Here is a 14,304-nt window from a genome sequence, read left to right on the forward strand (position 1 = left end):
AACTGTTTCATTATAAATAAGGAAACCAAAGCAGGGCTCCGACCCATGTTATTTAATCTTCCCCCATATTCTTCATTTTAATATCAGCATGTTTATTCGTTACAATCGCTTTAATTCAACTCCTTTTTTTCCTGCTCAGCCAAATATTTCTTCAAGGCTTTTTCTCCGAACAGTTTAAATACAACAGGAGTTACAATCATATCCAATAAAGTTGAACTAACCAATCCACCCAAAATAACCGTAGCAACCGGGTATAGAATTTCTTTTCCTGGCGCCGTTGCATCCATCGTCAGTGGTATCAAAGCAAAAGCTGCAACTAATGCAGTCATTAATACCGGCACTAATCTTTCCAGCGAACCACGGATTATCATTTTGTCGCCAAATACTTCTCCTTCATGTTGTACTAAATGGATGTAATGGCTTATCATCATAATGCCATTACGGGATGCTATACCTGTGAGGGTAATAAAACCTACCATTGTGGCAATTGAGAACACACCGCCGGTAAGCATTACTGCTATTACACTGCCTATTAATGCCAATGGAATATTGAGCATTATCTGCAAAGCAATACGACTGCTTTTGAAATGGCTGTACAGGACTAAGAAAATACCTGCTATTGAAAAGATACTGAGTATGGTAATTAATTTAGAGGCTGATTGCTGGCTTTCAAACTGTCCGCCCCATTGTAAATAATATCCTTCCTGTAAAGGCAAATCTTTCTTTACGGTTTCCTGCATTTCTTTTACAGTGCTGCCAAGGTCACGGCCCTGCACATTGGCAGAGACAACAATCCTGCGCTGAGTGTTTTCATGGTTAACTGCATTAATACTGTTCTCAAGCTCAATCTTTGCAATTTGTTGCAGCGGTATCAACGAACCATCCGATGCTGCAATCTGTGTATTGCGGATTGCTTCAATATTTTTTCTTGTACTGTCATCAGTTCTTAAGACAATATCAAAACTTTTTTGGCCATCAATTATCTGGCTCACTACTTTCCCATTGTAAAATATTTCCAGTTCATCCGCTACATTTCCTACCTGTAAGCCATAGCGCTGTACTGCCATACGGTCAAGCTTAATCATCAATTGCGGCACCATTACCTGGTTCTCAATCTGCACATCAACCACACCCGGCACATTGGAAATAATTGATTTTAATTGTTCGGCATTGGAGCGAAGCGTTAATAAATCATTACCAAATATTTTAACCGCTACCTGTGCCCTTACTCCTGAAAGTAAATGGTCGAGCCGGTGAGAAATGGGTTGACCAATATTGATAGCGGTTCCTTTAAGCACCGATAAGTTGGTACGGATATCTTCAAGCACTTTTGCCCTGCTTCGTCCTCCGGGTTTTAAGGCAACTTCAATTTCAGAATAACTTGGCGGTTCAGCATGTTCATCCAATTCGGCCCTGCCCGTTCGTCTGGCTGTAAGGGATACTTCCGGTACTTTTAAAATTTGTTGTTCAGCTATTATACCAATCTTATTGCTTTCTTCCAATGAAGTGCCGGCAGGAGCCAATACATTCACCGTAAAACTTCCTTCATTGAAAGGCGGTAAAAACTCTGTTCCAAAAAATGGGATAATGCTGATGGAAGCGATGATTAATGCAATAGCCACACCGGTTATTGTCTTTGGACGCTTTAATCCAAAATGCAGCAGCCTGGTGTCTTGTTTTTTTAGCCATCGAACAAGGGCACTATCCGGTTCATGCACAGCATCAACAGTGGGTTCCTTTTTTTTGCGTTTCCAAAAGGCCAGATTGATATGATGTAAATGATTCTTTTTTTCCAATAAATAGCTGCACAGTGCCGGTGTAACAGTAAGCGATACTGCCAATGATGCAATAATAGAAGTGATATAAGCAATTCCAAGTGGAGCAAATATCCTTCCTTCAATTCCCTGTAAATAGAACAATGGAATAAATACCAACACTACAATGATGGTGGCATACACTATTGAATTTCTTACCTCACTGCTGGCATCATAAATTACTTTGAGTAATGGCTTCGGTTTTTCGCTGAGCCAATTTTCTTTTAATCTTCTATAAACATTTTCAACATCCACAATGGCATCATCCACTAACTCGCCGATAGCAATTGCCAATCCGCCGAGAGTAAGGGTATTGATGGAAATATCAAAGAATTTAAAAACAATCGCTGTTATAATGAGCGACAACGGTATTGCTGTAAGTGTTATGATGGTAGTACGAAAATTGAGAAGAAAGAGGAAGAGAATAATTATTACAAGAATGAACCCATCCCTTAATGCTTCTTCCACATTGGTAAGGGAGTTTACGATAAAATGTTTTTGCTGAAAAACATCTGTATTGATTTGAATATTTTTAGGAAGCGATGCTTTTATTTCCTCGATTGCTTTTAATGATTCGGCAGTAACATCAATAGTGCTGCTGCCGGGTTGCTTCTCAATACTAAGTATAACGGCAGGTTTTCCATTAAACGAACCATCACCTCTTTTAATTGGCCCGCCAAATTTTACTTCTGCCACCTGTTTTAATAATACAGGTGCAGCATTCCTGTTACTTACAACGGTATTCGCTAAATCTTCCAATGTGTTGGCACGGCCAATATTTCTTATCAGTGTTTCGGAACCTTTATTGTCAACAAAACCACCCGTTGTGTTTTGGTTAGTTAGTTGTAATGCTTTGTCAACATTATCAATTGATAAATTATACTGTCGCAATTTTTCACTTGAAATCAAAACCTGGTACTGCATTCTTTCTCCGCCAATGGGTATTACCTGGCTTACACCTTTTACACTCATCAGCCTTCTGCGAATAGTAAAATCAGCCAGTGTTCTTAAATCAGCAGGCGAAGCGGTATCACTTGTAACAGCCACCATCATAATCTGCCCCATGATGGAACTGATGGGCCCCATCACAGGTGTAATCCCTTTTGGCAGTTGAATGTTCTGAAGTTTCTCCGCCGTCAATTGTCTTGCACGGTACACATCAGTATTCCAGTCAAACTCAACAAACACCATTCCTAATCCGGGACTTGCTACTGAACGGACTACTTCCACACCCGGCGCACCATTCAATTGTGTTTCCACCGGCAGGTTTACCTGGCTTTCTACTTCTTCAGGCGCCATACCATTGGCTTCTAAAAATATAGTTACTCTTGGTCTGTTCAAATCGGGTAACACATCTACAGGAAGATTAACCAGAGTAAACACACCATACACCATAAGCAAAGCAGCCATCGAAACTACCAGCATCCGGTTCTTCAGGGAAAAATGAATGAGTCTGTTCAGCATAAAATAAAATCTTTAATCGCCATTGTACTAATTAAGGCAGTAGCATTATAAATCATAGCAGGCTTGCTGCCTGCTATGATTTGGTATCCATTTTAATGTTGATGGTTATGTCCATCTGCAGCAGGCTTGGCCTTTGGCGTAAGGTCAAAAGATGCCGATGCAGTTTTACCCCCGGTTGTAAAAGTTACAATTGCCTTGTTGTACTTTTTCGACTTGTCAAGGGTGTACATAAAGCCTTCATTACCGTTTGGAATTAATGTAATAGTTGAAGTTTGACCGTCAGCCATTTGTATAACAGCAGTTCCTGTCACTCCCGTATTCTTCATTGCTTTTTCCTTAGTGTCCAGCAAATAGGCCATCACCATACCATCCTTTACACTTACTTCAATATGAAAGTCACCGGCAGACTTAACTGTTCCACCATGTGGCGAACCATGTTTATGGTTGCCACCACTATGCTGAGCAAATGTTGTAAAAGTTGCTATCAGCATTACTGTCATCAGAATTGTTATCTTTTTCATTGTTTTAAATTTTATTGTTAGAAAATAAATTGAATATTAATGTTCCGCATGTTCGTCTTTCTTCATATCCATACCTTTCATATTGTCGGCATTGCCTTCTGCTACATTCATTACAAAGTCGCTGGTGTAAACTTTTCCTTTGCTTTGGAATTGAATCCAGCCACGATAGACACCGGGTTTTTCAAACGTAGTATGTAAATCAAATTTTCCACCTTCTACGCTTGGGTGTACATGCAAATATTTTTTATCGGCAAGGCTTACTACTACCATGTGGGCTTTTGCTCCGAGGTAATCTTCTAAGGTTGTTACATCCACTTCTTTGCCATTCAGCATCACTACTCCATTAATGTGCATGGCCATATTGGTTAAAAATTTACCACCTTCAGGAGTAAGTGAAACAGAGAACCCATCACCGGCGGTGCCGGTTAATTTATCTGCCCCATAAACTTTTGCGGCAGGTACCGTACCGGCTACTGTTACATTCAGGTAATCAACAGTATGATTGGCGCCGCTTGGTTTATAATCAGCAAACAACGTGTACTTGCCGGGGGCAGGAAATTTTTCTTTTACCGAATAAGAACCGTCAGCATTCAACTCAGGATGTATGTGGTCAAACCAGCTAAGGTCATCACTAACCACAATGAGGTGTATCTTTTTAGTGTGTTCAACATCCAAAGGAACCTGCTCAGTAGGTTTATCTTTTATTTTCGGAGTCATGGATAAAGTAACTTCTTCTCCCGGTTTTGGAGTTGCCGGATTACTTGTAAACTGCATACTAACATTGCTTGGGGCACCGGCATTGTCATTATGCTCCAGTTTCATTCCGCATTTAGGACAGGTATCTCCTTCTTTACCGGTAACTTCGGGATGCATGGGGCAGGCATAAATATGGTCGCCACCTTCATGTGTCATTTCCATTTTTGAGGAATCCTTGTCTGATGTTTTCGCTTCGCCACCGCTATTGTTGCAGGCACTAAAAATAGTTACGGTTGCAAGAGCCATAACAGCCATTGAAATTTTAAATTCTTTTTTCATTGATTTTATTTTTTTGGTTGATGAATTAATTATGATTTTGTCCCTTGTGATTTTGTACTTCTTTCTTTGTTTTTACTTTTGTAAGATTCATATTGCACTTTGGGCATTTGACGGCCTTATCATAAGTTTTATCTCCCTCGCACTTCATGGGGCATTGATAAATGGCGGCAACAGGTTTTGGTACAGCTTTCAAATCCATATTGCATTTAGGACATTTACCTGCTTTATCATAAGTTTTATCTCCCTCACATTTCATCGGGCATTGATAAACCACTGTATCCGCAACTGCAGTTTTATTTTTTGTTTTTGTTGATTGCGCATTTATAGCAGTGAAACTAAAAACCGCTATTGCCATCGAAAGGATGATTCTGATTTGTTTCATTTTTCTTCTTTTATAGTAAAAAATTATTTTGCTTTTCTGAATGATGAATGTGTCTGCACAATTTTCCAGCCTTCTTTTGATTTTCTTAATACTGAGGTAGCCACTCCCTGACTTTTTATTTCTTTGCCGTCTTTAGCAAGAATGATGGTATAGATATAAGTCTCCGTTGAAAAGGCATATTCTCCTGCCACTGTTACATCCACTTTATAATCACTGAAAGTGAATGATTTGAATTCTTTTAGTTCGGGCCCTAAATGATGTTCCAAATAATGACCGATTGTACCTTCATCTTTTGCCTGCTCAAATACTTTTGAGTCTTTAACAAAAAGATTGACAACGCCTGTGGTGTCTAATTTTTCAATGGCTTTTTTGTAATTGTTCAATACTGTCTTTACAGCTTCTTTATCGCTGTTTTGTGCAAAGGTTGTGGTAACAGTTGCCAGCAACAGGCACATCATAAATAACTTTTTCATGTTTGTTTATTTTAATTATTGGTTTAAATACATCATTTTCATTTGATACACATTTGTAGTAACAACCCGTTCACCATCTTCAGTACCCTTGGTAATAACAGTAAACTTGTCATTGCTTTGCCCTTTTACTACGAAGCTGATACTATACTGTTCCGCTTTATCTTTTATAAAAATGGCGGGCTTGCCGTTCACATCTGTAATTGCTTCATTTGGTATTACAACTTGTCGTATAACATTATTTCCTGTCATCCGCACATTTACATTTTCTCCAATCTTAAACTGGCCCTTAGGATTGATAAGTTCAAATACTACTTTTTGAGATTGATTGCCGCTGTTAACAGATTGGGCAGTGCTAATCATTTTTAATTTATAAACCAGTGTATCCGTATTTGAAATGATGGTAAACCCTGTTGCTGATTTCAATTTTTCAGCGTCTGTTGCAAATACCTGGGCTTCTACAAACACCTGGTCGAGGTTGGTTATTTCAAACAAAGTTTCGCCGCTGTTTACAACAGCACCAATAGCATAATTAAATGTGCCTACAACACCACTAACAGGGGAAGTGAGGGTTATCGCTTTTGTATTGCCTGTATTTTTTCCGGTATTTGCATCAAAGAGTGCTTTATTTTTTTTAGCACTTTCATACCTGGCTTTTGCTTCAGTAATATCTTTTTTGGCAGCAATGTCTGCTATCCCCAGCAACCTTTCATATTGTGCTTTGGCAGCTTCATACTCGGCATTTACACTATTGCTTTGAGAGATGATACTAATTTGAGTTCCGGCATCTACCTGTTGTTCTATAACAGCTACTACCTGTCCTTTACCAACCCGTTGGCCGGGTGCTACTCTTAGGGAAACAATTTTGCCAGCCTGTGGTGTTTGAATTACAGCCCGGCCTTGCGGAGCAGCAATTACAGTTCCCAATAAAACGGATGACTCATTAAAATCACCTGTACCTATTTTTTGCGTTTGAATATTAAAAAGGAACTGTGTTTCTTTTTCAACTATAAATGTTGTGGAAGAGGCACCGCCACTTTTACCAGCGCCATCACCATGATCCTCGCCACCATGTGCAGATGCCGGATTGTAAGTGGCCGTTGGCAAAAGGCAAAAAAGAATGATGGCACCTGCAATCATTTTCCTGCTGCGGCTTTTGTTTACAAAGAACATAACGAGTAAACCAATCAGCAACCCCATCAATCCAAAAAACCAATTGCTGCTGTACCAATGAGAATCAGAGTTGCTTTCTGTTGTCATTTTTGAAGCCAGTACTTTTCCTGCTTCAATGTTGTTTAGCTGGATCAAATCAATACCTGCATAGCTATTGATATTGAGTACAAGATTGTATGCTTTCTTTTCAGGAAATGTGGCTTTCAGTTCAAACACTCCCTTATCAATCCTCACCACAGTAATTTTTATGTTGGGATTACCAGCCACTGTTACTTCCAGCTTGGCACTGTCAATTGGTTTGTTTGTATTGAATTCACTTAAGTACAAGCGAAGTGATGTTTCTTTCCCCGGCATTATCGGGCTGTACTTTAACAGCACTTCATATATTTCTGAAGCAGCCTCAGCCGAGAAATAACTTGCAGGCGATACACTTGTTTTTTTTGCGTCACCATGGTCTTCGCCGCCGTGTGCAAATGCAAGTACCGGTAATAGCCCAAATAAAAATTGAATGATTAATCGTTTCATAACTGACCCATTAAATATTTGTGATTGATAACACTGAGATTATAATTTCTTACTGCTTCGAGGTATTTCTGGTAAACATTGTAGGCATCGTTGCTGTTTCTTAATAAACTGATATAATCAATTTCACCACTTATAAAAAAGCGTTGTGAAGTAGTAATAACTTCCTGTGCTTTTTTTAAACCAGTTTGCTGGTAGTAGTTAACAGACTGCCAGTTGGTTTGCATTTCGCTATTGGCATTTATAACCTGTGCAGATAATTCCTGCTGCAAACCCTGTTGTTTGCTTTGAATAACCTGCTGCTCCGTTTTGGCAGCATTGATATTGCTTTTATACTGGCCAAACCATAATGGAATTGTTACGCCAACTCTAAAGCGGTTAAACCATTTCGTATCTCTTTCGCCCTGGTTGAAATAACCAAAAGCCAAACCGGGCAAAGCCTTGCTTTTTTGTAATGAAATATTTTGTTTCGCAACATTCTCCTGTTGCTGTAAGAGTTGTACGGCGGGGTTTGAAAGTAACGCCGTGGAATCAGGTGCAAGTGAGAACAGTGTTTGAGATATTGTAACAGCCAACGGTTCCACCGAAATAGAATCTTTGATACCAGTGAACCATTGCAACTGTGCCTTTAAGGATGCAGCTCTAATAAGCGATTGCTTGTATTGATTATGAATTTCACCATATTGCGTTTCCGCAAATGTTTGTTGCAGGTAATCAATTTGCCCGGCTTTAAATTGGCGAATAGCTGACAGCTTTATCTTTTCATACAATGTATCCTGGATATACAGTTGATTGGTAAGCGAATCAGCATACTGTATTTCTAAGTATAAAACCTTAACCCTGTATTTTAATTCTGCTTCAGTTAACTGCTTCTCTTTTTGAGCCACAGCAATTTGCTGTTTCTGCAAACGGTATTGATTGCTATAAACCGTTGGGAATTCAAATGACTGGGTGATACTACCTGTATAAAACTTACCCGTAGGACTTTCCAAAAAGAAATCAGGATTAGGCAGGTTAATAGCTGATTTTAGTAACTGCTGCTGCTGCTTTACTTGTAGCGAAGTGGCTTGGATATTCTTATTATTAGCCAATGCTTTGGCCACAGCCTCATTTTCTGAAAGCACCTGCTGTGCCGCTGCCGGTAAACTGATAAATCCTGCAAGAAAAACTATAATACTATATCTGAACATAAAAATTGATTACGGTAAAACAAATAGCCTCAAATTGCGATACGCAAAATGAAGTTGGATAAAGCATAAAGCTTTACCAGTTTTACAGTAATCAAATCTGGAAACGCTGAATCGCTATGCGTATGTCAGGCGGTGGGGGGTAATAAAAACGGGCCTTGTAGTTAACTGGAAAATCTTTGAGAGCCGTTGAGAAATCAATATCAAAATAAGTACTCAGGATTGCAATAAACACAGGTACATTGATACCGGTATTTACAGTAACATTTTTATCTAAATTTTGAAACTCCTGCACTTCATTGGTACAGCAGCCACCATCGTCTTTTGAAAATAAGTTGCTGCCATCAGCAGGAGTTTGTTTTACCGGCTCACTTTCATGTTGATGTTTCATACCATCCTCATGAACATGTGTAGTTACTTCAGATGGTTCATTTTCATGTACATGCTTTTTACCATCGTCATGTACATGCACTTTTGCAGCCTCTGCAGTTTGGCTATTATGAGGGGAATTAAAACCCATATCCACACCTATAGCACAGGCAAAACCAACTGCTGTATTTGTTGCAAATACAACCAGCAGGAACAGTGCTTTCAGTTTTATGGATAAATTCCGGTTCATTAAATAAGTTGTAAAAATAAGGCTATTTTATTGAAAAGTAACCCCTTAACGGGGCAAAGATATGGTAGAACGGTTTAGCGAATTTGTAAAATTATAGACAATTTTTACAAAATTTTGCGGTCAATTCCTGCTACTATGCCTGGCTTTTCCGTTGAAAATGTACAATTTGTGTCAGTTAAATGTGTATTTGCCTCTTGTTTTCTAACATCTTCAAACCAAACCACTCAACTGAGTTACTTTCTGACCGAATTGTTATCATTTAATAACAGCCACACAATTTCAATGTTACAGGCAAAACTAAAAACAGGTTGCCTGTCGGCAATATATTTTATAGAAAATCAAACATTTCCGCATTGCATAACTCGATTTCCCTTTTGCATAAGTGCCAATTTAAAAAGCATCTGCACTTTTGCCACTCAAAATAACACTTATGAGTAAAAAAGGAATTGTTTTTAGTTTGATGATAGTAGTATTAAATGTGGCACATGCACAAACCAAAAAAGTAAGCAACGATACACTGCATATAAGAAGTCTGCCCGATGTAACGGTAGTAGGCAGAAACAGCAAAAGTGATTATCAGCAAATGCCGGAAATTGTAGGAACAAATATTTATGCTGGTAAAAAGAATGCTTTAATTGTACTTGACAATGTACAGGGTAATGTAGTTACAAATAATATGCGGCAAGTATTGGCCAAAGTACCCGGCATTCATATTTGGGAAAGTGACCCCAGCGGCATTCAGATTGGTATTGCGGCCCGGGGATTAAGCCCTAACAGGAGTTGGGAGTTTAATGTTCGGCAAAATGGTTATGATATTTCTGCCGACCCTTTTGGTTATCCTGAAGCATATTATAATCCGCAACTACAAGCTGTGCAAAGAATAGAAATAGTAAGAGGCCAGGGCTCTTTACAATATGGGCCACAATTTGGGGGACTTGTAAATTATATTCTTCGCAATGGTAGTGAAATAAATAAACCTTTTGAATTTGAAACGCAGCAAACTGTTGGCAGCAACGGGTTATTTAATAGCTATAATGCCGTAGGTGGCAAAAAGGGTAAAGTTCATTATTATACATTTTTCGACCATCGTAATGGCGATGGCTGGAGAGAAAACAGCCGCTACTATACCAATGCAGGCTATGGTACGGTAACCTATAATTTCACAACAAAATTTTCATTAACGGCAGAAGTAATGCGTTCGCACATCCGCAGCCAGCAGCCCGGTGGATTAACGGATGCACAAATAAAACAGGATGCACAACAAAGTTTCCGCAGCCGTAATTGGTTTGATATAACCTGGACTACCCCAGCATTAATCGCCAATTATAAGATAAATGAAAACACCCGTTGGAATACAAAATTGTTTGGCACCATTGGCGACCGAAACAGTGTTGGATTTTTACAATCCATCACTACCAAAGACAGTATTAACCCTGCAACACTTAGCTACAACAACAGGGTGGTAAATCTTGACCAATACAGGAACTATGGTTTAGAGAGCCGCATTATTACCGATTATCATTTGGGTAAAATGAAAAATACTTTATCCGGCGGTATGCGTTTATACACCGGCACTACCACCAGGCAGGCAGATGGTAAAGGAACAACAGGAACAGGATATGATATTAGTGTTACCGGTAATTATCCCCGGGATATTACTTTTAAGTCCAGTAATGTAGCTGCGTTTGCTGAAAATATTTTTCGTATAAATGACAAGTTCCTGATTATACCCGGAATAAGATATGAATGGTTGGAAGGTTCATCTTCAGGCCGCAATGGTTACACTTCAGGTGGTGCGGAAATTTTATTACAGAATGTTAGCCGGAGCAGAAGTTTTGTGTTAGCAGGAATTGGTACAGAGTATCATGTAACAAAAGCAACAGAAATTTATGCAAATATTTCGCAGGCATATCGCCCTATCCAATTTGCAAACCTGCAGGCACCGCCTACAACAGATGTGGTCGACCCTGATTTAAAAGATGCAAAAGGTTACAATATTGATTTAGGTTACCGTGGTAAAGTGAAAAATTTTCTTCAGTTTGATGTAAGTGGATTTTACCTGCAATATGATAACCGAGTAGGTACAGTTACTGTTAGCGGAACACCTTCATACCGTCTTATCACTAATGTTGGCAGCAGCACCAGCAAAGGGTTTGAAGGATATGTTGAATTTAATCCCATCAGGGCATTTGGCAAAAGCAAACATGGTGACTTAATTATTTTTGGTTCTTACGGATACACAGATGCCAAATATAGCGGCGACCATAAAGATGCCAGCACTAAAGGAAAGAAAGTGGAGAATGCACCAACAAATATTTTCCGGGGTGGTATAACCGGCGGTTATAAAGGATTTTTATTAACAGCACAGGTAAGCAGTGTTGGAGAAACGTTCAGCGATGCAAATAATACTGTTGCTGCTTCTGCTAATGGCAATACAGGATTAATTCCATCTTATACTGTAACTGACTTAACAGCAACCTACAAATTTTCAAAAGGGTTAAATTTTAAAGCGGGAATAAATAATTTGTTTAATGAAAGATATTTCACCCGCAGGGCAGGTGGTTATCCGGGGCCAGGTGCTTTACCGGCTGATGGCAGAACATTCTTTATATCAGTCGGGGCAAAACTTTAAAAGAAAAGCGGCAGCAATATAACTGCCGCTTTTTTATTTATACTGCCTTCGCTATCTTTTCCATAATATGATGGCTTTCTCCAAACTTACAAAGTGCATCACAATGGCTGCGGAGTTCAGAAAACAGGATGTATTTAATTACTACATTGTTTTGTTTAATTGCCGGGCGGGAAAGTTGAAGGCAAACATCTTTTTCCCTTTTGTCTGGCACAATCAGGTAAAACACTTCATCGCCATCGGCTATGGTATAGCTTAAATCGGTCAGCCGCAGAATACCTGAATAGATACTGGTGCTTTTTTCCACTTCAAAAGCTGCGATAACATTATTGGTGCCTTTCTGAAACCATAGCACATCAATCAGCTTTACTGTAGTTAATGTTTCTTTATCTAAAGTAATTTCAGGAAATTGCTGTAAACTCATAAACGAAAAGCTGTTACCGCAATGTGATTTGGAACGGTCGTTTGATGCAGCAATAACGTCATAACCCAAAGCATTCCCGATTTTTAATAAATGATACTGCATTTCCGTATGCAGATTTTCTTCTTCTTTTTCCTGCTGCACACTTTCCTGACGTTTTTCAATTAGTTTTTCCAGTTTTTTCCGTTCGGGTTCAGATAAATATACATCAGTGCCTAAAATCAATTTTTGAGTTCCGATTTCAAATAATAAACCGGCAATAGCGCCTAAATCGGATGATAGTTCTGAGCGATGCTGATTATTGGTATCAATCATTACTTCTCTCAGCTTAAGATATTCACTCCAGCTACCGAGTTTCTTTTTGTCCTTGTATAAAAAATTAAACCCGTTAATAATTGCTGTGTTAAAAGGCGGAATGATGGTTGGGTGCAGAAAATAAAGGATACTTGCAACGGCCGGGCCGAGGCCTTTTATTTTTAATCCATCCAATTTGATTATTTCTTTAATAATCTGCTCTTCAGATTTTGCATTTAAGCAGTTCTCTAAAAACTGACCGAAAGATTGCTTATTATTTTCATTTTCATATATGTCAGGTATCCTCAGTTTCGGTTTCCAGTAAAATGGATGTGAAGCACCTTCAAATACCTGCTTTTGCTCTGTAATGCAGGTAAGTACAAACTCAAGAGACGACCCCTTAAAATCATTAGGGAACTTTTTATTTTTAATATCATCAACCACCTGCATCACACCACGTCGGATTGACCGAAATGCCTTTAGCCGCTCCTCATTATTGATGAACCAGGTGTTGTAAACAGATTGCTTATCCGTTTTATATTGTTGGATTATTTGGAAAAGGTTGCTGTTCATAAATAGTTTAAAAAAGCAAAATACATTATTTGACTCATTTGGTTGATTCTGACTAAACAAACAAAAAAGTGCTATTGAATTATCCTGCCTGCATTAAAGCATCAAATCCAATAGCACAATCAAGACATCAACTCATTATAATTTGAATACAATCCCGTTTGGCTTTTTTCCAACCGGAATGTCCTTAACTTTTGTATGTGTGGCAATATTGATAACAGAAACTGTATTGGCACCCTGGTTAGTTACATATCCATAAGCTCCGTTAAAGGCGATGGCATGTGCATCAGCACCTGTTACAAATTCTCCATGTTTCATCCATGTGTTGCCGCCCATATCAACGTAATAAGCAACTTTGCCATTTGTGGCATCACTAACCCATAGTTCATTTGCTGTAGTATTGAATGCTGCATATCCTGGCTTAAAGTTTAGTATAATCGTTCCAAGATTTGTATTCGTGGCTACATCAATTACAGAAATGCTTTGAGAATCTTCATTGTCAACAAACATTTTTCCACCTGATGCAGGCCATGCGCCAACCGGGTTTGACTCAACATTTATAGTGCCAATTACAGCTTTAGTAGATGGGTTTATCACACTTACGGTATTACTCATGCCATTACATACATAGGCTTTTGTTCCATCGGCGCTGAAGGTAACTTCTGCAGGTTCATCACCTACAGTGATTGTATTTTTTAACGCATAGGTGGTAGCATTATACACTAACACTTTTCCTGCCATGTCCATTTGAGATGTCCAAATTTCAGTTCCATCCGGAGAAAACACTGCATTGTGATTCATTACCGGTACTTCAAAGTTTTTCTTTACTGCTCCTGTAACAGCATCCATTACAACTACCATACCTTTCATACCCGGCATACCACCGGTGTGCCCGGCACTTAAATCCATACCCGGAACCCCAATTGCCAGATGATGTTCGCCGCCTGACTGGTGATGATAAATATGGTGTGGCCACATAATCATGCTGCCACCACTGCTCATTAAATTAATACTGTCTGTTACAGTATTCGTACTAAGTTTAATTACTGAAATTGTACTGCTTTCTCCGTTAACTACATAAGCGGCAGGATAGTCAATATTCTTTTCTTCCATTGACATGCCATCATTTTTTTTGCAGGAAGGAATCGCAAAAATTACTGCCATTATCAATAGTATGGCAGCATTGGATTTTAATTGTTTCAT

At 38.9% G+C, this 14,304-nt stretch carries 11 protein-coding genes; 1 reads left to right on the plus strand and 10 read right to left on the minus strand.

Annotation, left to right across the window (positions count from 1 at the left end; genetic code table 11):
• Positions 1–110 precede the first annotated feature (110 nt).
• The 8 genes from PDL71_RS07215 to PDL71_RS07250 form a co-directional block, all read right to left on the minus strand.
• Positions 111–3,278, minus strand: coding sequence for an efflux RND transporter permease subunit (locus PDL71_RS07215; protein WP_407527371.1), 3,168 nt, complete (start codon positions 3,276–3,278; stop codon positions 111–113).
• Positions 3,279–3,370: 92 nt separating this feature from the next.
• Positions 3,371–3,799, minus strand: coding sequence for a hypothetical protein (locus PDL71_RS07220; protein ID WP_407527374.1), 429 nt, complete (start codon positions 3,797–3,799; stop codon positions 3,371–3,373).
• A gap of 36 nt (positions 3,800–3,835) precedes the next feature.
• A complete protein-coding gene (locus PDL71_RS07225; RefSeq protein ID WP_144888737.1) occupies positions 3,836–4,834 on the minus strand; it encodes a heavy metal-binding domain-containing protein in 999 nt (332 codons plus the stop codon).
• Positions 4,835–4,859: 25 nt separating this feature from the next.
• Complete coding sequence (locus tag PDL71_RS07230) at positions 4,860–5,216, minus strand: heavy metal-binding domain-containing protein (RefSeq protein ID WP_407527377.1); 357 nt, start codon at positions 5,214–5,216, stop codon at positions 4,860–4,862.
• Between the two features lie 23 nt (positions 5,217–5,239).
• Positions 5,240–5,689: a YybH family protein gene (locus PDL71_RS07235; RefSeq protein WP_407527379.1), complete on the minus strand. Its 450-nt coding sequence runs from the start codon at positions 5,687–5,689 to the stop codon at positions 5,240–5,242.
• A gap of 15 nt (positions 5,690–5,704) precedes the next feature.
• Positions 5,705–7,384 carry an efflux RND transporter periplasmic adaptor subunit gene (locus PDL71_RS07240; protein ID WP_407527382.1) on the minus strand — a complete coding sequence of 560 codons (1,680 nt, stop codon included), beginning with the start codon at positions 7,382–7,384 and terminating at the stop codon, positions 5,705–5,707.
• Positions 7,381–8,571, minus strand: coding sequence for a TolC family protein (locus PDL71_RS07245; protein ID WP_407527385.1), 1,191 nt, complete (start codon positions 8,569–8,571; stop codon positions 7,381–7,383). The genes PDL71_RS07240 and PDL71_RS07245 overlap by 4 nt, the downstream gene beginning before the upstream one ends.
• Positions 8,572–8,662: 91 nt before the next feature.
• On the minus strand, positions 8,663–9,187 hold the full coding sequence (locus tag PDL71_RS07250; protein WP_407527388.1) for a hypothetical protein: 525 nt from the start codon (positions 9,185–9,187) through the stop codon (positions 8,663–8,665).
• Between the two features lie 430 nt (positions 9,188–9,617).
• On the opposite strand from PDL71_RS07250, the gene PDL71_RS07255 reads away from it, so the two are divergent.
• The gene (locus tag PDL71_RS07255; protein WP_407527391.1) at positions 9,618–11,819 is read left to right on the plus strand and encodes a TonB-dependent receptor family protein; all 2,202 of its coding nucleotides are present in this window, start codon (positions 9,618–9,620) and stop codon (positions 11,817–11,819) included.
• A gap of 37 nt (positions 11,820–11,856) precedes the next feature.
• On the opposite strand, the gene PDL71_RS07260 is transcribed toward PDL71_RS07255, so the two are convergent.
• Together PDL71_RS07260 and PDL71_RS07265 are read right to left on the minus strand one after the other, a co-directional pair.
• The gene (locus tag PDL71_RS07260) at positions 11,857–13,104 is read right to left on the minus strand and encodes a hypothetical protein (RefSeq protein ID WP_407527393.1); all 1,248 of its coding nucleotides are present in this window, start codon (positions 13,102–13,104) and stop codon (positions 11,857–11,859) included.
• A 135-nt stretch (positions 13,105–13,239) separates the two neighbouring features.
• Positions 13,240–14,304 (minus strand): YncE family protein, encoded by a 1,065-nt coding sequence (locus PDL71_RS07265; protein WP_407527396.1) that lies wholly within the window; start codon positions 14,302–14,304, stop codon positions 13,240–13,242.

The organism is Lacibacter sp. MH-610 (assembly GCF_045780045.1).
Taxonomy (GTDB): Bacteria; Bacteroidota; Bacteroidia; order Chitinophagales; family Chitinophagaceae; genus Lacibacter.